The organism is Amycolatopsis sp. NPDC000009, assembly GCF_055563465.1.
Window position 1 is genome coordinate 171,194 of sequence record NZ_JBVHDI010000008.1, and the last position, 24,814, is coordinate 196,007.

Annotated in this window: 25 protein-coding genes; 9 read left to right on the forward strand and 16 right to left on the reverse strand. The window is 69.9% G+C overall.

The annotated features are described in order from the left end of the window. Positions 1 to 63: 63 nt before the first annotated feature. Entirely contained in the window at positions 64 to 1,038 is a 975-nt protein-coding gene (locus ACZ3HL_RS22730) for an NAD-dependent epimerase/dehydratase family protein (RefSeq protein WP_465533429.1), read from the forward strand. A gap of 706 nt (positions 1,039 to 1,744) precedes the next feature. Here ACZ3HL_RS22730 and ACZ3HL_RS22735 read toward each other — a convergent pair. The 7 genes from ACZ3HL_RS22735 to ACZ3HL_RS22765 form a co-directional block, all read right to left on the reverse strand. Continuing rightward, positions 1,745 to 3,178 (reverse strand): MFS transporter, encoded by a 1,434-nt coding sequence (locus ACZ3HL_RS22735; protein ID WP_465533431.1) that lies wholly within the window; start codon positions 3,176 to 3,178, stop codon positions 1,745 to 1,747. Between the two features lie 188 nt (positions 3,179 to 3,366). Next, positions 3,367 to 5,637: a heavy metal translocating P-type ATPase gene (locus tag ACZ3HL_RS22740; protein ID WP_465533433.1), complete on the reverse strand. Its 2,271-nt coding sequence runs from the start codon at positions 5,635 to 5,637 to the stop codon at positions 3,367 to 3,369. A 58-nt stretch (positions 5,638 to 5,695) separates the two neighbouring features. Beyond that, positions 5,696 to 6,646, reverse strand: coding sequence for a hypothetical protein (locus tag ACZ3HL_RS22745; RefSeq protein WP_465412652.1), 951 nt, complete (start codon positions 6,644 to 6,646; stop codon positions 5,696 to 5,698). 45 nt (positions 6,647 to 6,691) lie between these two features. Next, entirely contained in the window at positions 6,692 to 6,898 is a 207-nt protein-coding gene (locus ACZ3HL_RS22750) for a heavy-metal-associated domain-containing protein (protein WP_465412651.1), read from the reverse strand. Between the two features lie 33 nt (positions 6,899 to 6,931). Next, entirely contained in the window at positions 6,932 to 7,213 is a 282-nt protein-coding gene (locus ACZ3HL_RS22755; protein WP_465412650.1) for a metal-sensitive transcriptional regulator, read from the reverse strand. Between the two features lie 192 nt (positions 7,214 to 7,405). Continuing rightward, positions 7,406 to 8,575, reverse strand: coding sequence for an MFS transporter (locus ACZ3HL_RS22760; protein ID WP_465533435.1), 1,170 nt, complete (start codon positions 8,573 to 8,575; stop codon positions 7,406 to 7,408). Beyond that, positions 8,572 to 9,645, reverse strand: a complete 1,074-nt coding sequence (locus tag ACZ3HL_RS22765) for an alkene reductase (protein ID WP_465533437.1) — start codon at positions 9,643 to 9,645, stop codon at positions 8,572 to 8,574. The genes ACZ3HL_RS22760 and ACZ3HL_RS22765 overlap by 4 nt, the downstream gene beginning before the upstream one ends. Before the next feature lie 105 nt (positions 9,646 to 9,750). Here ACZ3HL_RS22765 and ACZ3HL_RS22770 point away from each other — a divergent pair, with 105 nt between their 5' ends. Next, positions 9,751 to 12,354: an ATP-binding protein gene (locus ACZ3HL_RS22770; RefSeq protein ID WP_465533439.1), complete on the forward strand. Its 2,604-nt coding sequence runs from the start codon at positions 9,751 to 9,753 to the stop codon at positions 12,352 to 12,354. Positions 12,355 to 12,589: 235 nt separating this feature from the next. Here the strand turns inward: ACZ3HL_RS22770 and ACZ3HL_RS22775 are convergent, their stop codons facing one another. Together ACZ3HL_RS22775 and ACZ3HL_RS22780 are read right to left on the reverse strand one after the other, a co-directional pair. Next, on the reverse strand, positions 12,590 to 13,858 hold the full coding sequence (locus ACZ3HL_RS22775; RefSeq protein WP_465533441.1) for a glycosyltransferase: 1,269 nt from the start codon (positions 13,856 to 13,858) through the stop codon (positions 12,590 to 12,592). Next, complete coding sequence (locus ACZ3HL_RS22780) at positions 13,855 to 14,466, reverse strand: TetR/AcrR family transcriptional regulator (protein ID WP_465533443.1); 612 nt, start codon at positions 14,464 to 14,466, stop codon at positions 13,855 to 13,857. Before ACZ3HL_RS22780 ends, ACZ3HL_RS22775 begins: the two co-directional genes overlap by 4 nt. A gap of 149 nt (positions 14,467 to 14,615) precedes the next feature. Here ACZ3HL_RS22780 and ACZ3HL_RS22785 point away from each other — a divergent pair, with 149 nt between their 5' ends. Next, on the forward strand, positions 14,616 to 14,831 hold the full coding sequence (locus tag ACZ3HL_RS22785) for a hypothetical protein (RefSeq protein WP_465412644.1): 216 nt from the start codon (positions 14,616 to 14,618) through the stop codon (positions 14,829 to 14,831). After that, positions 14,831 to 15,502 carry a winged helix-turn-helix transcriptional regulator gene (locus ACZ3HL_RS22790; protein WP_465412643.1) on the forward strand — a complete coding sequence of 224 codons (672 nt, stop codon included), beginning with the start codon at positions 14,831 to 14,833 and terminating at the stop codon, positions 15,500 to 15,502. The genes ACZ3HL_RS22785 and ACZ3HL_RS22790 overlap by 1 nt, the downstream gene beginning before the upstream one ends. On the opposite strand, the gene ACZ3HL_RS22795 is transcribed toward ACZ3HL_RS22790, so the two are convergent. From ACZ3HL_RS22795 to ACZ3HL_RS22805, 3 genes are read right to left on the reverse strand one after another with little or no spacing between them, the layout of a single operon-like run. Next, positions 15,468 to 15,680 carry a hypothetical protein gene (locus ACZ3HL_RS22795; protein ID WP_465412642.1) on the reverse strand — a complete coding sequence of 71 codons (213 nt, stop codon included), beginning with the start codon at positions 15,678 to 15,680 and terminating at the stop codon, positions 15,468 to 15,470. The genes ACZ3HL_RS22790 and ACZ3HL_RS22795 overlap by 35 nt on opposite strands. After that, complete coding sequence (locus tag ACZ3HL_RS22800) at positions 15,677 to 16,168, reverse strand: hypothetical protein (protein ID WP_465412641.1); 492 nt, start codon at positions 16,166 to 16,168, stop codon at positions 15,677 to 15,679. The genes ACZ3HL_RS22795 and ACZ3HL_RS22800 overlap by 4 nt, the downstream gene beginning before the upstream one ends. Beyond that, positions 16,165 to 16,647 (reverse strand): hypothetical protein, encoded by a 483-nt coding sequence (locus tag ACZ3HL_RS22805; protein WP_465533445.1) that lies wholly within the window; start codon positions 16,645 to 16,647, stop codon positions 16,165 to 16,167. The genes ACZ3HL_RS22800 and ACZ3HL_RS22805 overlap by 4 nt, the downstream gene beginning before the upstream one ends. A gap of 164 nt (positions 16,648 to 16,811) precedes the next feature. Between ACZ3HL_RS22805 and ACZ3HL_RS22810 the strand changes: the two genes are divergently transcribed. The 4 genes from ACZ3HL_RS22810 to ACZ3HL_RS22825 are packed head-to-tail and all read left to right on the forward strand — an operon-like array spanning position 16,812 to position 19,299. Further along, entirely contained in the window at positions 16,812 to 17,492 is a 681-nt protein-coding gene (locus ACZ3HL_RS22810) for a response regulator (protein WP_465412639.1), read from the forward strand. After that, the gene (locus tag ACZ3HL_RS22815) at positions 17,489 to 18,859 is read left to right on the forward strand and encodes a sensor histidine kinase (protein ID WP_465533447.1); all 1,371 of its coding nucleotides are present in this window, start codon (positions 17,489 to 17,491) and stop codon (positions 18,857 to 18,859) included. The genes ACZ3HL_RS22810 and ACZ3HL_RS22815 overlap by 4 nt, the downstream gene beginning before the upstream one ends. Next, the gene (locus ACZ3HL_RS22820; RefSeq protein ID WP_465533449.1) at positions 18,856 to 19,056 is read left to right on the forward strand and encodes a hypothetical protein; all 201 of its coding nucleotides are present in this window, start codon (positions 18,856 to 18,858) and stop codon (positions 19,054 to 19,056) included. Before ACZ3HL_RS22815 ends, ACZ3HL_RS22820 begins: the two co-directional genes overlap by 4 nt. Positions 19,057 to 19,083: 27 nt before the next feature. Continuing rightward, positions 19,084 to 19,299 (forward strand): hypothetical protein, encoded by a 216-nt coding sequence (locus tag ACZ3HL_RS22825; RefSeq protein WP_465533451.1) that lies wholly within the window; start codon positions 19,084 to 19,086, stop codon positions 19,297 to 19,299. A 53-nt stretch (positions 19,300 to 19,352) separates the two neighbouring features. On the opposite strand, the gene ACZ3HL_RS22830 is transcribed toward ACZ3HL_RS22825, so the two are convergent. The 4 genes from ACZ3HL_RS22830 to ACZ3HL_RS22845 all read right to left on the reverse strand — a co-directional run bounded on the left by ACZ3HL_RS22830 (position 19,353) and on the right by ACZ3HL_RS22845 (position 23,743). After that, positions 19,353 to 19,850 carry an SRPBCC family protein gene (locus tag ACZ3HL_RS22830; protein ID WP_465533453.1) on the reverse strand — a complete coding sequence of 166 codons (498 nt, stop codon included), beginning with the start codon at positions 19,848 to 19,850 and terminating at the stop codon, positions 19,353 to 19,355. A 258-nt stretch (positions 19,851 to 20,108) separates the two neighbouring features. Then, positions 20,109 to 20,948 (reverse strand): alpha/beta fold hydrolase, encoded by an 840-nt coding sequence (locus ACZ3HL_RS22835; RefSeq protein WP_465533455.1) that lies wholly within the window; start codon positions 20,946 to 20,948, stop codon positions 20,109 to 20,111. 91 nt (positions 20,949 to 21,039) lie between these two features. Beyond that, complete coding sequence (locus ACZ3HL_RS22840) at positions 21,040 to 22,443, reverse strand: acyl-CoA synthetase (RefSeq protein ID WP_465533670.1); 1,404 nt, start codon at positions 22,441 to 22,443, stop codon at positions 21,040 to 21,042. Positions 22,444 to 22,465: 22 nt separating this feature from the next. Further along, on the reverse strand, positions 22,466 to 23,743 hold the full coding sequence (locus ACZ3HL_RS22845; protein ID WP_465533457.1) for an SLC13 family permease: 1,278 nt from the start codon (positions 23,741 to 23,743) through the stop codon (positions 22,466 to 22,468). Positions 23,744 to 23,858: 115 nt separating this feature from the next. On the opposite strand from ACZ3HL_RS22845, the gene ACZ3HL_RS22850 reads away from it, so the two are divergent. Next, complete coding sequence (locus ACZ3HL_RS22850) at positions 23,859 to 24,608, forward strand: IclR family transcriptional regulator (RefSeq protein WP_465533459.1); 750 nt, start codon at positions 23,859 to 23,861, stop codon at positions 24,606 to 24,608. Positions 24,609 to 24,814 lie beyond the last annotated feature (206 nt).

Genomic DNA, 24,814 nt, shown 5'->3' on the forward strand with positions numbered 1-24,814 from the left:
ACAGAAGCTCGATGGTGCCTTCAGATCGGCGATCGTCACAGCGCCCCAGGAAAGGACAGCCCCATGAAGGTCCTGGTAGCAGGCGGAACCGGCTTCATCGGACATCACATCGTGCGTGAACTACTGGCACGCGGACACGACGTCACGGTGCTGGTCCGCACGCCACCCACGAACCTTCCCGCCGCCGCGACAGTCCTGCTCGGCGACCTCACCGATCTGCCCGAAGACCGGCTCGACAAGATCGTCGCAGGCCACCCGGGCATCATCGTCGCATCGGCCGCCGCCGTCGCCGCACCACGTGGCGTCGACATCGCCGCGTTCTTCCATGACACCAACGTCGCACCCGTGGTCAGGTTGCTCGCCGCCGGCTGCCGGGCGCAGTGCGACCGCGCTGTCATCCTCGGCAGTTTCTACGCCACCCTGCAGCGCGAACAGCCGTCACTCCGGCTGGCCGAACTCAGCCCCTACATCGCCAGCAGAATCGAACAAGCCGAACACGCACGCGCCGCGGTCGACACAGAGACCGCCGTGGCCGTTCTCGAACTCCCCTACGTCGCGGGCACGACCCCCGGCAGGCAATCCCCTCTCGAGCCCATGCTGCACAGCATGTCCGTCGGAAAAGCAGACATGCTCGTCTACCCCGGCACCACCGCCGTCGTTACCGTCTCCCAAGTCGCGCAAGCAGCCGTGGCGGCGCTGGACCGTCGCGCCAGGGGCAACTATCCGATCGTCACAGCGAACCTTCCTTGGGCCGACCTCTTCACCCGGCTCGCGACCGCATCCGGCCGCCCGCCGAAACGCATCTGGAAGCTTCACCCACGCGCCATCGAACTTCTGATCCGCAGGGAAGGCATCCGCCAACGCCGCCACGGATACACCATCGGTTTCCACCCGGCACAATGGAGCAACCTGCACGCCACCGCCATGATCCTCGACCCGGACATCGCCAGAGCCGAACTCGGCGTCGAGCCCGACGACCTCACCAAAGCCCTCCAAAACGCCGCCCCGACAGCACGGACGAGCACCGAAACCCGTTGATGCGCACCCGCGACGCTGAGACAGGGCATGAACACCCAGCTCTCGTCTGGCCGTTGTCGGTCGTCATCGTCATCCCCAAGCCGCGGTCGAACCTCGGCTGCGGACGGACGGCGGCCTGTCGGAACGCGAGCCCGTAGCTGCATTCACCTGCTCGCGGTTGCTCGACGGACCTGGCCATACGTTTCACGACATACCTGGGAAAGCCGTCGGACGGTGCCAGTTCACGAAGAACCTGCCCGCCGGCAGGCTGCCGAGACTGAATCCTCACCAGCCTTGCCCGCCGCAGGTCGACGACCAGCGACTCGCGGCTTCCATGCTCACCCCCTGGACCGGCTTCCCGAAGGTCATCCACGTGATTTCGCCGCAGCCGTGGAGACTACGGCGACACACACGAGTCGCGCGGCGGCGACCAGGCATCAGACAGGTAAGACGGTCATCTGTGCCGGATCGCGTCGATCAACAGGTGCACGAGTTGCTCCACGCTGACCTGCCACCTGTCCTTCGCCAGATGACCGCTGAGTTCCAATCCCGCGATGCCGTGGGCACTCGACATCAGCAGCGCGCGCCGTACCGAGGCGCGTCGGATTCGCCGACCAGATCCGCCACCAGGGCCAGGAACACGCCCTCGGGACGGCCCGCCGCCTCCCGACAGGGCCGATGATCGAGCGCTTCGGCTCGATCATCGGCCCCGTCGTGGTACAGGCGGTCACCGCACCGCCGCCGCGTCCTGCCCCTCCTCCACCGGCGTCTTGGCCGGCTGCCGGAGAGTGACCAGTGCCAGCAGGGCACCGACCACCGCGATCCCCGCGGCGCCGAGGAACGCTGCCGAGAACCCGCCGGTCAGGGCGATCGGGTCACCGATCGCGCCCGCGCCGAACGAGATGCCGACCGCGGTCATCGCGGCGAGACCGAGCGCCGAGCCGACCTGGTACGAGGTGTTGACGATGCCGGCCGCGAGACCGCCTTCCTCGGGTCGCGCGCTGGAGATCGCGGTACCGAGCGACGGGATGAAGGCGAGCGCCTGTCCGAGTGCGGCGACCAGCGACGCGGGCAGCACGTCGACGACGAAGTTGCCCGTCGGGCTGACGAACGACAGCCACACCAGTCCCGCTGCCAGCGCGACAAGACCGCCGAAGATCATCGTCTTGAACCCGAACCGCGCGATCAGCCGCGGTGCGACCGCCACCATCAGCACCACGATCAGCACGGTCATCGGCAGCAGCGCCGCACCGCTGGCGAAGGCACCGTAACCGAGGACCTGCTGCAGGTACAGGTTGAGGAAGTACCACATCGGGATCCACGCCGCGCCGAGCAGGAACTGGGCGAGATTCGCCCCGCCGAGGTTCGGCGTCCGGAAGATCCCCAGCCGCACCAGCGGCACCTTCCGGGCCCGCTGAATGCCCACGAACACGGCCAGCAGTGCCACCGCGCCGACGAGCGGGATCCACGTCGAGGCCGAGCCCCACCCGGTCTCGGGCGCCCGGACCACCGCGAACACGGCCAGCGCCAGGCCCGCCGTCACCGCCACCGCGCCGGCGACGTCCACCGAACCGCGCCGCGCCGGAGCCGACGGCATCAGCCGCGCGGTGGCGACGATCGCGAGCAGCGAGATCGGCACGTACAGCCAGAAGATCCACGGCCAGGACAGCCATTCGGTGATCACACCGCCCAGGAACACCCCGGCCGTGCCGCCGGCGGGAGCCGCGGCCCCGTAGAGCGCCAGCGCCTTGGGCAGCTCCTGCGGACGGTTACCGAACAGCATCATCAGCAGCGTCAAGGCCGACGGCGCGATCAAAGCCGCTCCCCCGCCCTGCAAAACGCGGCCGGCCAGCTCCACCCACGCCGTGCCCGCGACCGCGGCGACGACCGACCCGACCAGGGTGATCACCCAGCCGGCGGTGAACATCCGGCGCGCGCCGAACAGGTCGGACAGCCGGCCGCCGAGCAGCAGCAAGCCACCCAGCGCGACCACGTAGGCGTTGAAGACCCAAGACAGATTTCCCGAAGTGAAGCCGAGATCGCTCTGCATCTTCGGCAGCGCGACCCCGATGATCGACGTGTCCATGATGACCATGAACTGCGCCAGGGCGATCAGCCCCAGACCCCACCACCGGCGGGGGTCCGCACTTGTCTCCGTCATGACGACCTCTCACTTTCCCAGTTACCCCTAGGGGGTATTGCCTGCAGTGAACATAGACCGCCCGGAAGTCGGCGCACAACTACCCTAGGGGGGTATATAAGTGAAGGGGGTCACAGCAGTGCGGTACCCCCGAAAACGACAGGGCGGACGTGGTCGAAACCACGTCCGCCCTGTGCGGGGATTTCCGGCTATGCCTGGATACCGCTCCGGAACCGGCGGAGCCGCAGGCTGTTGCTGACGACGAACACCGACGAGAAGGCCATCGCCGCTCCCGCGATCATCGGGTTCAGCAGACCCAGTGCGGCCAGCGGCAGGGCTGCCACGTTGTAAGCGAACGCCCAGAACAGGTTTCCCTTGATGGTGCTCAAGGTCCGCCGCGACAGCCGGATCGCGTCGACCGCCGCCCGGAGGTCACCACGCACCAGCGTGAGGTCGCTCGCCTCGATCGCGACGTCGGTGCCAGTGCCCATCGCGAGGCCGAGATCCGCCCGCGCCAGGGCCGCCGCGTCGTTGACGCCGTCACCGATCATGGCGACCACCCGGCCTCCGGACTGCAGCTTGGTGATGACGTCCACCTTGTCCTTCGGCAGGACTTCGGCGATCACCTCGTCGATCCCCACCTCGGCGGCGACCGCGCGAGCCGCGTCCTCGTTGTCACCGGTCAGCAGGACCGGCCGCAGCCCGAGCGCCCGCAGCTCCCGGATTGCCTCGGCCGACGTCAGCTTCACCGTGTCGGCGACGACCAGGACCGCACGGGCTTTCCCGTCCCAGGCCACGGCGACCGCGGTCCGGCCCTGCTGCTCGGCCTCGCGTTTGGCCTCGGCCAGCTCGTCGTCGAGGTGGACACTCCACTGCTCCAGCAACGCGGTGCGGCCCACCAGCACGGCTTTGCCGTCCACGATCCCTTGCACACCAAGGCCTTCCTCGTTCCGGAAGTCCTCGACCTGCGGTAGCTCTCCCGCACGTTCTGCCGCGCCGGTCGCGATGGCCTTGGCGATCGGGTGTTCCGACGCGTGCTCCAGCGCTCCGGCGAGCAGCAAGGCTTCGATCTCGTCGGTGCCTTCGGCGACGTGGATGTCGATCAGGCTCATCCGGCCGGTGGTGACAGTGCCGGTCTTGTCCAGCACGACGGTGTCGACCTTGCGGGTGGACTCCAGCACTTCCGGGCCCTTGATCAGGATTCCGAGCTGGGCTCCGCGTCCGGTCCCGACCAGCAACGCGGTCGGCGTCGCCAGGCCGAGGGCGCACGGGCAGGCGATGATCAGGACCGCGACCGCGGCGGTGAACGCCGCCGCCGCACCGTTCCCGGCGCCCAGCCAGAATCCGAGCGTCGCCAGGGCGAGGGCGATGACGATCGGGACGAAGATCGCCGACACCCGATCGGCGAGGCGCTGCACCGCGGCCTTGCCGTTCTGCGCGTCCTCGACCAGCCTCGCCATCTGCGCGAGCTGCGTGTCCGACCCGACGCGGGTGGCACGGACGACCAGCCGCCCGCCGGCATTGACCGTGGCGCCGACGACCGTGTCACCGGGCCGGACCTCGACCGGCACGGACTCCCCGGTCAGCATGCTCGCGTCGACCGCGGAACTGCCCTCGGTGATGACGCCGTCGGTCGCGATCTTCTCCCCCGGCCGGACGACGAATTCGTCCCCCACCTGGAGATCGTCCACGCTGATCCGGACTTCACGGCCGTCCCGCAGGACGGCGACCTCCTTCGCGCCCAGTTCCAGCAGCGCACGGAGCGCCGCGCCGGAACGCCGCTTGGATCGGGCCTCGAAGTAGCGCCCGGCGAGGATGAACGTGGTGACGCCCGCCGCGACCTCGAGGTAGATGTTGCCGTCCCCGGCCATCCGCTGCACGGTGAACTCGAACCCGTGCCGCATCCCGGGAACCCCGGCGGTGCCGAAGAACAGGGCGTAAAGCGACCACAGGAACGCGGCGACGACGCCGAGGGAGATCAGCGTGTCCATCGTGGCCGCGCCGTGCCGGAGGTTGGTCCACGCCGCCTTGTGGAACGGCCACGCACCCCACACCATGACCGGGCCGGCCAGCGCCAGCGAAAGCCACTGCCAGTAGGTGAACTGCAACGCGGGCACCATGGCCAGCACGATCACGGGGACGGTGAGCACCACCGACGTGATCAGCCGCTGCCGCAAGGACTTCGTCGGGTCTTCCGGCTCCGGTGCCGCCTGGTCGCCGGACTCGGCCTTCTTGGGCGCCGGGACCGCCGCGGTGTACCCCGTCGCTTCGACGACCTTGACCAGCTCGTCCGGGGTGAGTCCCGCGGGGAAGCTGACCTTGGCTTTCTCGGTGGCGTAGTTGACCGTCGCGGAGACGCCGTCGACCTTGTTCAGCTTCCGCTCGATCCGAGCGGCGCAGGAGGCGCACGTCATGCCACCGATGGACAGCTCGACCTGCTGCAGAGCGTCAGGCTGGATGTCTTGGGTTGGAGAACTCATCCCGCGCCTCCTTCACTGTTGTGCGGGTGGGAAATGAATCGCTGGACTTCGCGGGTGTTCAGCCGTGTCCGCCGTGGCCGTCGTCCGTGACGGGCGTCGGGGTGGGAGCAGACGCGGCCGGCGCCGATGTGCCAACGGTGTCGAGGCTGAACTCGGCCGTGCGCACCTTGCCCTCGTGCTGGAAGTCCAGGAACAACCGGTACCGGCCGGCACTGGGAACCTCGACGGCGAACCCGATGCCGGGGCCCGCCTTGGTCTTCCCGTCGCCCGGCGTGCCGGTCGGATGGACGTGCAGGTAGCCGAGGTCCGCCGCGCGCAAGGCGACCAGGTGTCCGTAGGCGCCGAGGTAGGGCTGCAGGTCCGCGACCGGTCGACCGTTCCTGGTGACCGTCGCGGTCACCGCGGATTCGGCGCCCGGTTCGAGTACACCGTCCAGCCGGACCTCGTATCCGTCCACTGTGGCCGTACGGGAGATCGGGTACTCGACCGGCTCGTACTGACCGGAGACCTGGATGTCGGTGCCCAGCGTGGTGGCCACGCCACCCGTGGGCTTGACGTCGGCGAATACCCGATAGGTGCCGGCGGCCGTCAGGCGCAACGGCGTGCTCCACGTGCCGTCCGGGGCCATCTCGGGGTGCAGGTGCCGATAACCTGACCCGTCCCGCCGCACGACGATGAAATGCAGCCGCTTCTCGTGCTCCACCTCGAACGCCGTGATCGGCGCACCGTCACGGCCGACGATCCGGAACTGGAACGGCTGTGCGTCGTCGGCGATCACCTTGGTGCGCAAGGGCTCCAACCGGTAGCCGTTGTCCTCGGCGGCCAGGCCGGGCACCTTGGTGCTCGCCGCTTCGACGGAGCTTCCCTTGTCCGGCATGGCCATCTGCTCGTGGCCTGCCGCCGCGGCGGGCTCGCCGGACGGCCCGATCGCAGCACCGGCCGTCCAGGCCGCGCCGAAGACAAGGGCCAGTGTGAGCCCGTAGGCGGACATCTTCGTGGCTGTCCTCATGTCACTTCTCCCTGAAAAGCCGGTGCTGGATCGTTCGGAATTCGCTCAGCCGACGAGCTGGTAACCGGCCTCGGTGACCGCTTCGCGGACCTTGTCGGCGGGGACCGGCTCGTCACTGGTGACGGTGACCTTCCCGGTGGGCAGGTCGACGTCCACCTTCCGCACGCCCGCGATTCCGCCGACCTCTTCGGTCACGGAGCTCACGCAGTGGCCGCAGGTCATTCCCTCGACGGTGTACACGGTCTCAGCCATCGTTCTCTTCCTTCTCTCTGTGTCGTGGTGTTTTCAGGACCGGACCAGCCGGGCGATCGCGTCACTGGCTTCGCGGATCTTCTCGTCGGTCTCCGCGCCGCCGTCGGTGATCGCATTGCGCACGCAGTGCTGCAGGTGCTCGTCGAGCAACGACAGCGAGACAGCCTGCAAAGCCCGGGTCGCCGCCGAGATCTGCGTCAGCACGTCGATGCAGTACTTGTCCTCGTCGACCATGCGCTGCAGCCCGCGAATCTGTCCTTCGATCCGGCGTAGGCGACGCTGGTGCGCTTCCTTGTTGTCCGCGTACCCGTGCATCGTCTTCCTCCTGTGACTCCGGCCCACCGCGCGGCCGGCCACTTTCGGCCGGGGGAACGGTGTGCTCCCTGGCGTCATTTATACCCATAGGGGGTACCTGTGTCTACCCCATGGGGGTATCGGCGACGGTGGCGGCGGTCACACTGGGACAGTGCCCTGTCGGCGTTCGACTTGTTCGCCGGCACGGTGGTTTCAGAGGGACGCGGCGATCGCGGGCCCGAAGGCGGCCCCCAGTAGATAGGTGAGGTTGAACAAGCCCATCGCCGCCGCGCGGTGCGGTCCGGCGGCGGCTCCGGCGCGCACGGCGTAGACGCCCTGGCCCGCGGCCGCCGCGAGCGAAGCCAGTGCCTGCGCGATCAGCAGCACCGCCGGGGCGACGCTCACCCCGGCGAGCAGCACCGCGATGGCGGCGAGCGCCGGGAACAGCACCGCCACCGCGCGGAACGGGGTTTTCGCCGTCACCGCGACGACCACATAGGACATCAGCCCGCCGAACAACAGCGGCCACAAGATGGCGAGCCCGACCTCGCCACTGGTCCAGCCGGACTGCCCGGTCAACCGCGGCGGCAGCACGTACATCAACCCGAAGTTGACCACCGCCAGTGCGAACGCCAGCCCGGCCGCGGTCAGGAACATCGGCCTTCGCAGCAGCGCCGCGGGGACGAACCCGTCCGGCCGCGACCGCAGGTGCCCGGCCAGCAGGACCACCACGACGATGACCACGATGCCCGCCGGCAACCAGGAATGCGGCACGAAGACCAGCGCGGTGACCAGCACGGTCAGCAGGATCGCGCCGGCCGCGTCGAACCGTGCCGGTTCGGCCGGTGTCCCGGGCGCCGACCGCAGCGCCGCGGGCACCGCGAGCAGGCTGAGCGCGGGCAGCGCCAGCGCGAATTGCCAGCCGAGCGCGTGACCGATCAGGTCGCCGGCCAACGGCGAGGTCGAGCCGACCACCGCCAGCGACGACGTCACCAGGCCCATCGCCCGCGCCGAGCCGGCGAGACTCATGGCCATCGTGGTGAATCCGGCGGTGCCGAGCCCCTGCGACGCGCTGCCGGCGACCAGCACCGGCAGCCAGGGAACGGTCGCCACCGCGACCGCACCCGCCAGCACGAGTACGGCGCAGGTGAGCAACGCGGTCCGCACGCCGCGGTGACTCTGGAGCCCGGCGAGCAGCGGCGTGCCGACGGCGATACCCCAGCCGAACGCCGTCACGATCCAGGTCACCGCGGTGATTCCGGTGCCGAGCGCCGCCGCCGCGTCCGGCAGGACCAGTGACGGCCCGGCGATGCCGAACGACAGCGGACCGGCCAGCAAAGCCAGCCACGGCCCCGGAATCCGGGCGCGCACCGGTACGGTCACCGCGCGGCCACGGTGGGGTAGTCGGTGTATCCGCGGTGGTCGCCGCCGTAGAAGGTCGCGGGGTCGGCGGCGGTGAACGGGCCGCCGGCGGCGATCCGCTCGGGCAGGTCCGGATTCGCCAGCCACAGCTGGCCGAAGCTGATCGCGTCGGCGACACCTTCCCGTAGTGCCTCCGCGCCGTCCTCCGCGGTCGCCGGTTCCGGGCCCGACGGGTGCGGATTGAGGATGAGGGTGCCCGGCCAGTCGGCGCGGATGAGCTTGGTGACGTCGCGCGTGCCGAACTCGGAGATGTGCAGATAAGCCAGCCCTGCCGGGGCGAGTGCGCGGACGAGCGCGAGGTAGAGCTGTCCGGTGTCGCTCTCCCGCGTGCCGTTGAGGGTGGAGCCGGGAGACAGCCGGATGCCGGTGCGATCCGGGCCGATCGCGTCGCCGACCGCCCGCGCCACCTCCACCGCGAACCGGATCCGGTTCTCGATCGGGCCACCGTAGGCGTCGGTGCGCACGTTGGTGTTGTCGGCGAGGAACTGGTGGATCAGGTAACCACTGGCCCCGTGCAGTTCGACGCCGTCGAACCCGGCCTCCATCGCCAGCCGCGCGGCGGTGACGAAATCGTCCACTGCCCGCCCGATGTCCGCCAGGGTCATTTCGCGCGGCTCGGGGTGGTCGAGCAGGCCGTCCGGGGTGTACAGCTTCTCGCCCGACGGGATCGCCGACGGCGCCAGCGGCAGGCCGCCGTCCGGGTAGAGGCACGGGTGCCCGATCCGGCCGGAGTGCATCAGCTGGACGAAGATCCGGCCGCCACGCTCGTGCACCGCCTCGGTGACCGTGCGCCACGCGGCGGCGTGCTCCGGGGTGTGCAGCCCGGGGGTGTCGATGTAGCCCTGCCCGATGACGCAGGGTTGTGTTCCCTCGGTGATGATCAACCCGGCTCCGGCACGCTGTGCGTAGTACTCGGCGGTCAATCCGGTGACCAGGCCGCCACTCGCGCGGCTGCGCGTCATCGGCGCCATCACCAGGCGGTTCGGCAGGGGAAGGGTGCCCGCGGTGAGCGGGGTCAGCAACTCGTCCATACCGTGAAGCTAGGGCCGGGAGGGCTACCGCCGAATCGGTAAGGTTTCGGTACGGGGTACTGGTGTTCGGCCTAAGTACCTCACTCACGGTTACGGAGGACCGCTGTGTTGTACGGCAGGGCCGACGAGCAGACGGCGATCGAGACGCTGCTCGCGGCCGCGCGCGCCGGTCGCAGCGGCGCACTGGTGCTGCGCGGCGAGGCGGGTATCGGGAAGTCCGCGCTACTGGGGTGGGCGGCCGAAGCCGCCACCGGGACGCGTGTGCTGCGGGTGACCGGGATCGAAGCCGAAGCCGATCTCGCGTTCGGCGGGCTGGTCCAGTTGCTCTGGCCGATCCAGGACCGGCTCGCCGCGTTGCCCGGTCCGCAGGCCGAGGCGTTGCGCGCGGTCCTGGACGCGGGCGGCACCAGCGGGCAGGACCGGTTCGTCACCGGCCTGGCCGTGCTCACGCTGCTCGCGGACCTCGCCGAGGACGGCCCGGTGCTGTGCCTGATCGACGACGCGCAGTGGCTGGATCGCGCGACCGCCGACGCGGTGTTGTTCGCCGCCCGGCGGCTGGCCGCGGAACGCGTCGCGATCCTGTTCGCCGCACGGGACAACGGTTTCGCCGCACCGGATCTACCGGAACAACGCCTGGCCCGGCTCGGGGCGGTGGACGCCGGGCGGCTGCTCGCCGAGCGCGGGCTGGCACCGCCGTCTCCGGCGCAGGTGATCGAGGAGTCGGCGGGCAATCCGCTGGCACTGCTCGAATTCGCCGCCGCGCAACGCGAACACCACACCGCCGCCGGGCCGCTGCCGGTGGCCGACCGCGTGCTGGCGGGGTTCCGGGCGCAGATCAGCGCGCTACCGGAGCAGGCCAGGTTGATGATGCTGATCGCGGCGGCGGAGGGACGCGGGCACCTGCCGACGCTTCTCGGTGCCGCCGAGGCACTGGGCGTGGGGCTCGACGATCTGGAGCAGGCGGAGACCGCGCGGCTCGTCGACGTCACCGGATCGGCGGTCACCTTCCGGCATCCGCTGGTCGGCACGGCCGCCTACCAGGGGGCCGTGCTCGCCCGCCGGTTCGCGGTGCACCAGGCACTCGCCGAGGCCGCTTCGGACCCCGACTGCCGGGCACGGCACCTCGCCGCGGCCACCACCGCTCCCGACGAGCGGGTCGCCGCCGAGATCGTGCGCTCGGCCGAACGCGCGCGAGCGCGCACGGCGTTCCTCGCGGCCGCGGGTTTGTACCGGCAGGCCGCGCACCTCACTCCCGAATCCGTGGCCAGGGCGGGACGGCTGGCCGAAGCGGCGTCACTCGCGCTGGCCGCCGGGCACGGGGAGCAGGCCGCCGAACTGGTCCGGCAGGCGGAGCCGCTGACCGAGGACGTCAAGGCGCGCGCCATGCTGGCCCAGGTGCGGGCGGCCGCGGAGTTCGAACGGGGTGACGGGGCCGCGGCGGCGCGCCTGCTCGTCGAGCACGCCCGGTCCGCCGAACCGGCCAGAGCGGTGGCGATGGTGCGCGCCGGTGCCAGGTACGCCTGGTTCTCCGGCGACCGGGACACCGTGCACGACGCGAACGACGCGCTGAACGGCGGCGATCCGCTGGTACAGGGCATCGCCGGGCTGGTGGACGACGACTTCGCGACCGGCTTGCCCCTGCTGGCCGAGTTCGTCGCGCGAGCCCCCGCTTCCGATCCCGGCAGGACCTACTGCGCGATGATCCTCGGCGACGACACGACGACCAGGGAACTCGCGTCCGCCGAGGTGGCTCGCTGCCGTCGCGAAGGGCTGATCGGCGTGCTTCCCGACGTGTTGCAGGATCTCGCGGGTGCGCAGGTTTCGGCCGGGCTGCATCGGGACGCCGCCGCGTCGGTGGCCGAAGCGGCGCGGATCTCCCGCGACACCGGGTCGGCCCAGCGGTTGCCGCGACTGAACGCCGTGGTGGCGCGGGTGGCGGCGATCGAGGGCGACGAGCGGCGGTGCCGGGAACTGGCGGGGAAGTCACCGGACGCGGGCGGTGCGGCGAGCACCGTCGCACTCGCGCTGCTCGACCTCGGCCTCGGCCGCTACGAGTCCACTGTGGATCTGCTGGAGTCCGTGCGGCGTGGACCGCTCGGGTACACGACGGTGGCGATCGTGGCGGCCGCCGACCAGCTGGAGGCGGCCGTGCGCCTTGGCGACCCGAGCCGAGCCGAACCCGCCTTCCACCGGTTCGAGGCATGGGCGGAGGCAGGCGGGCAACCGTGGGCCAAAGCGGTTTTGGCGCGGTGCCGTGCCTTGCTCACCGGCGACGAGTCGCATTACCTGCACGCGCTGGACGCACACGCGGGCGGTGAACGGCCCTTCGAACGTGCGCGCACGGAACTGCTCTACGGCGAATGGCTGCGCCGAGCCAAACGCCGCACCGACGCCCGCGTTCCACTGCGGTCGGCGCTGGAGATCTTCTCGCGGTTGCACGCGAAGCCGTGGGCCGACCGCGCCAGTAGCGAACTCAAGGCCACCGGCGACACTGGCCCGACGGCCGAGCCCGCCGCGGAGAACGCACTCGATCGTCTTACACCGCAGGAACTCCAGGTGGTCCGGCTGGCCGCGGACGGCGAGACCAGCCGCGAGATCGCCGCGCAGTTGTTCCTCAGCCCCCGGACGGTCGAGCACCATCTGTACCGGGCGTACCCGAAACTCGGTGTGCGGTCGCGGCGCGAATTGTCCCGGCTGGACCTCGGCTAGCGTGGTTCGGCGTGCGCGAACGGACGACACGCGTGATTGGACGGACGACACCCGTGTCCAGACGGACGACACGCGGCGGAGCCCGGTCGCGAGCGTGTCGTCCGTCCAGACACGCGTGTCGTCCGTCGGATCACACGTGTCGTCCGTCCAGGCACGCGAAAACTCCTTCACGCGCAACGAACGGGTGTCAGGCGCCCAGGCTTCATCGTCCCTGATTTCTGTCGCGCTTTCCTTGTCAGGTAAGAGTTTCGACGAGATCGACGGCGGCGCCGACACCGTTCTCCGCCCGGATTTCCCGGCCGAGCCGATCGGCTCGTTCGCGCATTCCGGCGTCACCGGTGGCCTGTCGCAGCGCCCCGGCGAGCGAGCCGGCCGTCAGGTGCTGCTGGCGGATCGGCTCCGGCGCGACGCCGACGTCGTGCATAAGACTCGCCCAGAACGGCTGGTCGGCGACGAACGGACACACCACCTGCGGTACGCCCGCCGCCAGCGCGGCACCGGTCGTGCCGCCGCCACCGTGATGCACGACCGCGCTCGTCCGCGGGAACAGCCAGTCGTGCGGTGCGTGGTCGATCACGAACAGATCGCCCGTTCCGGTGTCCGCGGAGATACCGCCCCAGCCGGTGGCGAGCACCGCGCGGACACCGGCCTGGCGGACCGCTTCCTCGACCACCGCACGGGTGCGGCGCGCGTCCCGGCCTGCCATGCTGCCGAATCCGATGTAGACCGGAGCCGGACCGGCGTCGAGGAAAGCACGCAATTCCGCGGCGGGTTCCCACCCTGTCACGGCCGGGAGGTACCAGAAGCCCGTGGTGTGCACCGAATCCGGCCAGTCCGCGGCGGAGAGGGTGATCCGGGGGCTGAACGCCTGCAGGACCGGGCGGTCCCCGCCGTCCGGGCCGTGCAGGATGTCGTGGCTTCCCCGGCGACGCGGCAGCCCGAGTTCGGTCGTGCGCCACGTGGTGGTGATACCGGCGTACATCCGCAGCACGGCGCCCACCGCGAGATACGTGGCCCGGTTCAGCCTCTTCGGCAGGCGGGGCAAGGGCATCATCGGGCAGGGGAAGTCGCCGGTGGGGATCCAGCCGGGTTGCAGCGCGACGACGACCGCGGGCACGCCCAGCATCTCGGCCGCGTGATGGGCGGGTACCCCCGTCGTGTGCACGACGATGTCCGCGCGAGACGTTTTCGCGACCACACCGACGTTGTGCAGGACCTCCGCCATCAGCGGCTTGACTCGCCGAGCCGTCCGCACGGCGGTGATCTTGCCCCGCACACCGCGGTAGCCGCCCTCGATGGCCTCCTTCACCACCGGGTCGTTCATGAGCCGGTTCGGTCCCTCGCCCAGCGACGCGAACTCGACGTCGTACTCCCCCGCGGCTTCGGCGAACGAGTCCGGCGCGGCCAGCACCGCCTCATGTCCGCGAGCGCGCAGGGCGACCGCGAGCGCGAGCATCGGTTGCACGTCGCCTCGCGTGCCATGAGTGACCAGCAACGCCCTCACTTCGATCGCCCCTTCTCGTCGATGGCGGTGTAGGTGGACAGCCAACGGTCGTCGGCGAACAGGCCGTCGGTCAGCATCTCCAGCCCCGCCTTGGCTCCCCGGACCGCGGTCCTGGTCTCCGCCGGATCCCCGCCGAGCAGCCGCCCGACGTGATCACCCAGCACGAGGGGCGCCAGCAGCCAGGACACATACACGACAGCGCGCGCCCGAGAGTCGGTGGATGGCCGCACCCAGCCTTCCCGCTCACCGTCGGCCAGCCATGCCTCGGTGCGGTCCACGATCTCGGTGAACAGGGCGGACGCTCCGCTCGACCCGTCCAGGAACGCCCTGGCCAGATACCGCCGCACCGGCGTGGCGGCCCGCAGCACCTCGCCCAGCGCGTCGGCTTCCTCCTCGCCGCCGGCGCGGATCGAATCGAGTACATGGTCATCGCACGCCCGCCGCAACCCGTCCTTCGAACCGAAGTGGTGCAACACCAGCCCCGGAGACACCCCCGCATCCGCGGCCACCGCCCGCACGGACGTCCCGGCGATGCCGTCGGTGCCGAACCTGGCCAACGCGGCGTCACGGATCCGGGCACGCGCGGTCAGATCAGAAGCTGAACTCATGTTCAGAGTATTGAACAGTTGTTCAGTCTGGTCAAGCGGCTCCGGTTGCCGTTCAGGCCTGGTGAATCGCAATCGTCAGGCAGTCGTCAGGTTCGGAAGCCCCTCGAACCGGAAGAATATTCGCAGAACCGAAACATTCCAGGAGAGCGATGAGCGTAGAGACGCACAGGCCAGGGGACGCCGTCGAGGACGTGATCGTCTGGCTGTCGAACGAGTTCTCGGCGAAGTTGTCGCCCGTGGCCGTCGGCGCCATCGTTCGCGCCACCCATCGCGACCTCAAGGATCAGATCGTCCCCGAGGCGCTCGACGAGATGCTGCACCGTCTCGCGCGTGACCGCATCGCGCGCCTGGTGCGGGTTCTTTGATGCGCTACGCCCAGCACTGCCCGATCGCGCTGGCGGCCGAGGTGGTCGGAGAGCCGTGGACCCTGTTGATCATCCGTGAGCTGCTGCACGGAAGCACCTCGACCACCGACATCGCCGCCGGGGTGCCGGGCATCTCGACCGGGTTGCTGACCAAACGGCTCCGCAAACTCGAAACGGCCGGTCTGGTCTCCCTCCGGCAACGTGAAGCCGAGCTGACCGAAGCCGGTCGAGAGCTGGCGTCGGTCGTCGAACCGCTCGGCAAGTGGGGAGCACGGTGGCTGCCGCCGCCGCGGCACGGCGATCTCGACCCCGCACTGCTCCTGCGCGACATCGCCAGAGGCATCGACCGCACCACGCTGCCCGCGCGGCCCGTCGCGATCCATTTCCGGTTCGCCGAATCCCGGGGCCCGCGGTGGTGGTGGCTGGTGCTCTCCCAGGAGGTGGCCGCACCGACCTTCCATGATCCCAGGCTTCCCCAAGCGATGCGGATCGACTGCACGCTCGGCGCCCTCGCCGGGGTCTGGCTCGGGCACACGGACTGGCTGGACGCCTTGCGAGAGGGTTCCATCGTGATCAGCGGGCCACGCACAGCCGTGCGCCAGGCCATCGTCTGGATCGGCGCCAGTCCGTATTCCGCTACCGGTACCGGCGAACCGACACTGTCCTCATAGGACGGTTCACCCAAGAATCGAACAGCAGGACGAGCGCCGCCGCCGCCAGGAAGAAGCTCGCGAGCAGCCACAGGCCCAGCGCGGCCATGAGCACCGCCACCAGCGCGGCGGGAATTACCGCGAACAAACAGAACGGGTCGGGCCTGCCGAAGACCGGCCGGCGCTTCCCGCCGCTCACCGGATCATCCTGGCGACGCCGGAACGGTCCTCCAAGATCTCGAACGCACGCAGCTCGGCGACCCTGGACTTCTCCTCGGCCTCCTCCGCGAGCTGCCGGTGACGCAGCACTCCGAACGCGTCCTCCCCGCACCGGAGAGCCTCACCCCGCTCACGGTGGGCCTCGGCTCTACGGATGGCGGCGTAGGCCCGGTGGAGCTCGACCTCGTGTGCGGGTGTGCCCCGGGCGAATCCGCTTGCCAGTCCCCGATGTTCCGCCGCCGCGGCGAGCTCGTCGTAGGCCAGGTAATGGCAAGAGTCCATTTCGGCGAGTTCGCGTAGCCGGCCGGCCACAGCGGGATCGCCCTCGGCGAGTGCCTCGGCCGCGCGCTCCAGATGCACGCCCGCCGAACGCCGGACCCGCGCCGCCTCCTGACGGAGCCGTTCCGCTCGCTGAGCGTACGCCGGCTCGGCCGGTGCCCTGCTGCCCAGACCGACTCCGGAGCTCATTCTGGAACGCCGTCAGGCCGAAGGACGTCGTCCACGACGAAGCTCATCGCCCGGCTGTCGGCCTCCCGGGCGGCTGCCTCGTGCCTGCGCGCCGTCGCCTCGTCGCCCATGGTCCTGGCCGTGTACGCGGCCGCACGTTCGTGATGTGCTTCGGCACGCCGGATCGCCGCGAACGACCTGTCGATCAGCACCCTCCACTGTGGAGACTCGCGAAGGCGATCCTGTGCGGCGGCCCTGGCCTCCGCCGCGTTGGCGAGTTCGTGATAGGCGAAACCTTGGTGTGCGGCCACTTCGCCGAGCAGACGCTGCGATTTCGCCCGCTGGAACGAGCCAGGTTCGTCACTTGCCTCGATTTCGTCCGCCAGTGTCCGATGCCCTGCCGCGACGGACCACACACGATCCGCGTCTTCACGAAGCCGCCGCGTCCTGAACGCGCCCCGCGCATCGGCGACCGCCGGTGGAGCTACTTCTGTTGTCACGTCGTGTTCCTCCATCGGTTCGATGACCGTGTATCCGACACTGACACGACGAAGGGTTCGTGCACCTGACGACTGCCTTACGATCGAACCGCCGCCCGGCCACCGGGAACTGTTAAAGTCGGGCCCACCCCATCCGGAAATTCTTCGACGGAAGGAGACCGGCAGTGACCACCCGAGTCCTTCTCGTCGAAGACGACGCGATGATCAGCGAAGCGTTGAGCCTGGCGCTCGCCGACGAAGGCTTCGACATCGACTGCGCCGCGACCGGTGAAGACGGTCTCGAACTGCTCGAACGTGTCCAGGTCGACGTCGTCCTGCTCGATCTCATGCTGCCCGGCATCGACGGACTCACCGTCTGCCGGGCGATCCGTGACCGGGGCGCCCTGCCGATCATCGTGATCACCGCCCGCGCGGACACCCAAGACGTCATCGCCGGCCTCGAAGCCGGCGCGGACGACTACGTCACCAAACCCTTGGTGGCCGGTGAACTCGCGGCGAGGATCCGGGCGCTGCTCCGCCGCACCGCACCGCCTCCCCCGACCCGGTTCACCGTCGGCGGGCTCGAAATCCGGCCGGACGAGGAAATCGTCCATCGCGACGGCGAGCCGGTACATCTCACCCGCACCGAGTTCCGTCTCCTCACCGAGCTCACCGCGGCGGACGGACAGGTCGTCACCCGTGAGCAGTTGCTGAAGCGGGTGTGGGAGCACGATTACTTCGGCGACACCAGACTTCTCGATGTCCACATCAGACGGTTGCGCCGCAAGGTCGAGCCCGACCCCGACAATCCGACCCTGGTACTGACGGTACGAGGACGCGGCTACCGGATCTCCTCGGACCGATGATGCTCGCGACGGTCCGGCGGCTTTCGCTCCGCTGGCGAGTGGCCGCCGCGTTCGGCCTCGGTCTGGCACTGGTGATGACGGTGCTGGGCGTCGCGACCTGGAATCTGACCACCGGCTACATGCTCGACCAGCGCGAGCAGAGCACGGCCCGGCAGTCCGAGGTCAACGTCGACCTCGTCGACAAAGCACTGGCCGAAGAGTCGGACAACCTCGACGATCTGCTGACCGGCCTGGCCAGCGGCCCGGACTCCTCGATCCTGTTGTCGCGACCGGACGGCTGGCTCACCAGCGGACGCCAGATCGAGCCCACCGTGATCCCCGCCGCCCTCCTGGACAGCGCGCGGAACGGCATCGCGGCCCGGCAACGGTTCACCGCCGACGGCATCCCCGTCCTCGCCATCGCGACCCCGGTCGGCGGCGACAGCATCTACGTGGAGCTGTACCCGTTGCTCGAACTGGACCGGACCTTCCGGTACCTCAGCATCCTGCTGATCACCGGCACCGTCGTCGCGGCCTTGTTCGGGGCCGCCCTCGGCGCCTGGACCAGCAAACGAGCCCTCCGTCCGCTCGCCGTCTTGCGCGGAGCGGCTTCCCGGGTGGCGCGAGGGGATCTGACGACCCGGCTCCCCCACCAGAACGACCCCGACCTCGCGCCGCTCGCCACGAGCTTCAACACCACGACAGAACAACTCGAACAACGAGTCCGCCGCGACAAACGCTTCGCCGCCGACGTCAGCCACGAACTCCGGTCACCGCTCACCACGATGGTGAACGCCACCGAGGTGATGGTCCGCCGCCAGGACACCATGCATCCGACCGCCCGCAAAGCGCTGGGCCTGCTGGGTGCCGAGCTGCACCGCTTCCAGCGAATGGTCGTCGACCTGCTCGAAATCTCCCGCGCCGACCAAGAGGACGAGGGCCCGGTCGAACTGGTGGACCTCGGCGCGCTCGTGCGCAACGTCCTCGACAGCCGCGAAGATTCCGGTGCGCACGTCGAGATCGACCAGGAAACCCCGCTCGTCTCCGCCGACCGCCGCCGGATCGACCGCGTCGTCACCAACCTGCTCGACAACGCCGACCGTTACGGCGGCGGCGCCGTCGCCGTGACCGTCCGACGACACGGAGACCAGGCCAGGATCGAGGTGGACGACGCCGGCAGCGGTGTTCCGCCCGCCCTCCGGGAACGCATCTTCGAACGCTTCGCCCGTGGGCTGCACTCCGGCCGGCGCGACCGCGACACCGGAAGCGGGCTCGGGCTGGCCATCGTCGCCGACCACGTCCACCGCCACGGCGGCACCGTCTGGGTCGAAGACCGGCCCGGCGGCGGTGCCCGCTTCGTCGTCGAACTACCGGAGGCTGCCACATGAAGCGCAGCGTGATCACCCTCGCCGCGGCCGCTCTGTTCCTCGGCGGCTGCGGCGTGACCGACCAGGACGAACCCGAACCGATCACCACCCTCGCCCCGAGCACCACCCCGACGGTTTCCAGCCGCTCGGTTCCGCCGAGTCCTGCTCGATCGTCAGGCACTCGTCAGGTGCAGATCCCCGCGCCGCCGACACAATGAGGAAGTCGTCGAACAGGAGGAGCGGACATGACCGTCCACGATCACCACACTGACGACATCACCGACGAGGTCCGCCGGTGGCTTTCCCGGGAATTCGCGTCCTCCCTGTCCGAATCCGCCGTCAGCGAGATCGTTTGCGCCGCCCACGCCGAACTCGAGGGCCAGATCAGGCCTGACGCCATGGGAGAAATGCTGCACCGGCTCGCCAGGTTCCGTGTGCTCCGCACCCTCGGAACGCAATGACGCGGCCGGACGGCGATCAGCATCCCGCGGATCGACGGGGCCGAACCTGACAATCACCTTACGATTCGACCGGACGCGTACTCGGCGAGCCCTGTGGCCGCTCTCGTCATCGACCGCTGAACTTGCCTTTCCGAGGATCGGAGGCCCATCCCGCGTACGGAATACGTTCCCTGCCAACGGATCCGCGTGCCCCCGCCGGGGATTTCATGAAGGTCGATCGTCGCCTGGTGGTCCGGCAGCTGCGGGCTCTCCAGAGTCTCGTAGGCGAACCGCCTCCTCGGCGTGAGGCCGACGATCCGCTCCCGGACGACAGTCCGGCCCGCACGAAAGGCCCGGGTGGCGCCGACTTCGTCGCGCCCATCCGGCGAAAGACCGGTCGAGCGGCTGACGTCCAGTTCACCGGCTCCCGACCAGGCGGGCCACGTCCTCGGGTCCAGCAACACCGTCCACACGACCGACGGCGGCGCCACCGATTCGGCCAAAACGTCGTACGACCGCACTGCAGGCCCCTCCAGGAAAGACGACTGTGACGATCCCGGATCGTGCCACACGTCAGGCCCGGTGGTAAGCCGATCGGATCACATCGGCCGTCGAAGTCCAATGTAGACGGACGAGTGATTGGGCATGCCCAAAGGAAAGCGGCCGTATTCGGCTTCGCCGCACCAGCGCCGGGGCGGTAGCTCGGACCCGCCTCTGCCTGCACGCCGGAATTGCCGGATGGACCAGGATTTCCTTTGATCCGAGCAAAAGGCACCCCTGCCACCGACTCGGCGTCAGGGCCCGGTGACGTCCGCCTCGGGTTCCGCGCCCTACACGGCGAAGAAGTCGGCCAGAGCGCGAGCGATCCGGTGCGGGGCGTTCTCGGTGGGGATGTGCTTCGCATCCGGAATGCGGACGAGCGTCGTTCGCGGGATCTCCAGGGAGAACTTCTCGGCGTACTCCACCTTCTCGAAATCGTCGTCCTCGCCCCAGATCAGCAGCTTGGGCGTCGTGGACCGGCGCAGCGCGGGAACGAGGTCGAGGGTGTAGCGGCTCGCGGCGGCGCCCGCCATGGCCAGCCAGGAGCGGCGGACGCGCGGATCGGTCCACGGATCCAAATAGTCGGCGACCCTCTCCTCCGTGGCGGCGCCGGCCAGGTCCGTCGCCACGGCTTGCCGTCGGGCGGCGAGAAATTCCTCGGCGGTGATCGTCCCGGCGACCGCCGGGTCCAGGAGCCGGGCCACGTGCGGCGCCGGCCAGGAGTCGTAGGTGACCGAGTTGACGAGCGCCAGCCGGGCCACCTCCAGCAGATCGTGAGCGAGGAGGTGCTGCGCGACGGCACCGCCGATGTCATGACCTGCCACGGCGACCGGCCCGGGAATCTCCATCGCGGACACGAATCGCGTCACCCAGTCCGCAAGGGCCGGGACCGTCGCCGTTTCCAGGGTGAGCTCGCCTTCCGAGCGCCCCAGTCCGGGGAAGTCGACCGCGACGGGCCGCAACCCCGCCTCCGCGAGGCCACCCAGCACCGGAAGCCACACCCGGTTCCAATACGTTCCGTGCAGCAGCAGCACGACCGGGCCGTCCTGCCCCGCGGTCAGGTAGCTGATCGCGTCGCCGTCGACCTGGACCGCGGTCCTCCGCACGCCTGCTCCCGTGGATTCACTCATAGGGCCACTGTGACCCGAGGCCCACCTCCCTGCCGAGGCCCGGGAAAGACATCCATGGGCGAATTCCTGCCAGGGACCGGGTGCCGGACGCTCAGCGTGGCCCGTCGGTCCTGAGGAGCTGTTTGACCACTTTGCCCATCTGGTTGCGCGGCAGCTCGTCGAGGAACACGACCTCACGTGGCCGTTTGTGGCGGGACAGGCGGTGGGCGACGTGATCGATGAGGACTTGACCGTCACGGTCGGGGCTGATCACGAAGGCCACGATCTTCTGGCCGAGGTCCGGGTCCGGGACTCCGACCACCGCGACATCGACGACCGACGGGTGGTCCCTCAGCGCCGCCTCGATCTCCCCGGCCCCGATCCGGTACCCGCCGGATTTGATCAGGTCGGTGGACGCGCGGCCGACGATCCGGTGGAAGCCGCCGGAATCGGCGACGGCCAGGTCGCCGGTCCGGAACCAGCCGTCGTCCGTCCAGGCTTCGGCGTCGGCGTCCGGACGGCCGAGGTAACCGCTGAACAGCATCGGGCCGCGGACCTGGAGCGCGCCGACGGTCCGGCCGTCGTCCGGGATCGGGTCCGCGTCGTCCTCCGAAACCGGCATCAACCGGGTTTCCGCACCGGGGACCGGTAGCCCGACCCAGCCGGCCCGCCGTTCGCCGGAAGCCCGGGCGCTCACCGTGATCATGGTTTCGGTCATGCCGTAACGCTCGACGGGCGACTGCCCGGTCAGCTCCGCGATGGCTTCGAACAAGGGCGACGGCAGCGGCGCGCTCCCGGACACCAGCAGCCGCGCCTTGCGCAGGGCATGTGCCGACCGGGGGTCCCGCACGATCCGGTTCCACACGGTCGGGACGCCGAAGTACATGGTGCCGCCGGCCGAGGCGTACCGCTCGGGCCGCGGCGCCACCGTGTGCACGACACGGGACCCCCGGCGCAGCGAGCCGAGCACGCCCAGAACCAGGCCATGGACGTGGAACAACGGCAGCCCGTGTACGACGGTGTCGTCGGGAGTCCAGTCCCATGCGGCGAAAAGGCCGTCCAGTCCGGCGGCGATCGCGGCGCCGGACAGTTGGACGCCTTTCGGCGCCCCTGTCGTCCCGGAGGTGTAGACGAGCATCGCCGTGCGCTCCGGATCGACGGCACGCGGCGCGAGCGGGGTCGCGCCGGGGGTGATCGTCGGCAGATCCACGCACGGCGGGAGGTCGCCCGACCAGGCCGTCGCGCCCGAGTCACGGATCATGTGGGTCAGCTCGGCCGGGCCGGAGTCCGGCGGAACCGGCACCACCGGCACACCGGCGAGCAGGCAGCCGGTCACGGCGACGACGGTGTCCATCGTCGGCGTCGCCAGGACCGCGATCGGCCCGGTGCCGGGAATCGCGGCCGCGAACCGGCCTGCCCGATCGGCCAGTTCGGCCCTCGACAGCACTTCGTCACCGACGACGACGGCGCGCTCGAGGTCTTGTCCTGAAACAAGCGAGGTAAGCAACAACGGGATCTCCGGCTTCTTCTTGAGGTGGTCAGAGCGCCATCGCGGGCAGCACGAGCACCCCGACCAGGACGAGTGGCCCGAGCACGACCATGGTCAGGCCGTACCGGGTCAGCGACGCGGTCATACGGGGGCGCGCTTCGGGATCGACAGTGGTCGCGACCAGCGTCGCGCCCACCGTCGAGAAGGGTGATATGTCCACAATGGAGGAACAAAGGGCCAGCGCGCAGATCAGCGCCCAGCCGGGCAGATCCCCGTGCTGCACCAGCGGGATGGCGAGCGGGACCAGGGCGGCGAGGATGCCGGTGGTGGAGGCGAACGCCGACACGAGGCCGCAGACGGCGCAGATCACGAGTGCGGCGAAGATCGGCGCGCTCGGACCGGAGGCGAGTTCGCCGAGGAGGTCGACGGCGCCGATCTTCTGCAGGACACCGACGTAGGTGATGATCCCGCCCACCAGCAGCACGGTCGACCAGTCGATCTCCTTGAGAGCCGTCCTGCCGCTCTCCGGGTCGATCAGCGCTAGGACGGCGCCGAATCCGAAGGCGAGCACGCCGACATCGGGCTGATCACCCCGCACCGCGAGCACGACGACCACGGCGAGGAGACCCAGCACGGCGAACGCGGTGATGAAGTGGATCGCCCGGAGCGGCGCGAGCCCGGCCGGATCACCGGCCTCCTCGATGGCCTCGTCACCCTCCGGGGACGGGGTTCGCGGCTTGCCGCGGCCTCCGAACATCAGGTACGACGCCCCGAGCAGGAGCAGGTTCACACCGATCGCGACGGCGAACAGGACGAGCGGGTCGAGTTCGATACCCGCCGAGTCGGCGGTGCCCCAGGTGACGATGCCGAACAGGGAAGTCGGCGCGAAGCCACCGGCCGACAAGCCGGTGCCGATCGCGAGCGCCATCAACATCGGGTCGATCCCCCGCCGGTGGGCCACCGACATGCCGATCGGGGCCATCACCAACCCCCCGAGCGGGGAACCCATCGCCGAGACCAGGCCGGTGAGGACGAAGAAGGCCACGGGCAGCGCCCCGGTCCGGCCTTGGACGAAGACCAGCGCCCGGTCGACGAGTCGTTCGATCGTGCCGTTGGATTTGGCGATCCCGAAGAAGAACGTCACCCCGACCAGCAGGATCAGGATGTCGATGGGATAGCCGCCGACGATGTCGTCGAGTGGCACGCCCGCGAGCAGCCCCATCGCGGCGGCGGCGGCGAACATCGCGATGCCGATATGCGTACGGCGGATCTCGGCGACCACGAACACGGCCGCGAATATCGCCAGCGCCACGATCCGCACGGTCATGCGCGCACCTCCGTTGGTGTACCACTACCGGATCGGTCCACTGTGTGGCACACTGGTGCGCTAGGTGGACCGCAGGCGGCTACCGTAGGCCGGGCACACGAGAAGGGTCAAGAGGATGACGACGAACAGCGTGATCTCGGCGATCAAGGTGCTGGAAGCCGTGGGCGAGTCGCAGCCCGTCGGCCTGTCCGAACTCGCTCGCATCGTCGGATTCCCGAAGAGCACGGTGCTGCGGACCCTGCGGACGCTCGAAGAGGTCGGGTGGTGCCGCACCGACGACGACGCCCGCTGGCGGCTGACCTATCGGGCGTTCGCGGTCGGCAACCAGGCGCGTGACGCCGGCGGGCTGCGGGAACGTGCGTTGCCGATCCTGCACGAGCTACAGCTCGAGACGGGCGAGACGATCCACTTGGCCGCTTCCGACGGCCGGGAGCTGGTGCTCCTCGAACGCCTCGACACCGCGCATTCCCTGCGCGCGTTCCTGCCGCTGGGCTACCGCATCCCGCTCAACGCCTCCGCCACCGGGCAGGCGTATCTGGCGGCGTGCACCGACCTCGCGGTCGACGCCTACCTCGACGGTGGAGTGCTGGAACAGCGCACCCGGCGCACCATCGTCGATCCGGACGCGCTACGGGCGCGGCTCGCGGAGATCCGGGCCCGCGGCTGGTCGCTCAACCAGGAAGGCCTCAGCGACGGCATCGTCGCGGTCGGCGCGGCGATCCTGGACACGGACGGCCGACCGCTCGGGGCCGTGTCCGTGTCCGGTCCGACCGTGCGGATGACCGAGGCGGTCTTCGACGACCACGGCCGCGCCGTCGCGGAGGCGGCGCACCGGATCTCCCGCGGGCTCGGCACGGGCCTCTGATCCGCGGCAGCGGGCGTCAGCGAAGGGACGCAGCACGGGGCGCTCAGCGATCAGAGTCCTCGACCAGACCGACATCGTCATCGGCGGGCGGACTGTGCGGGGCCCGCCGGGTCCGCCCCAACGGCGTTTCGCGCGTTTGACTCATGAGCGGCCGAATGTGTGAAGCGAGCCGAAAGGGAGGGACGTCCTCCGCCGTCACCACCGGC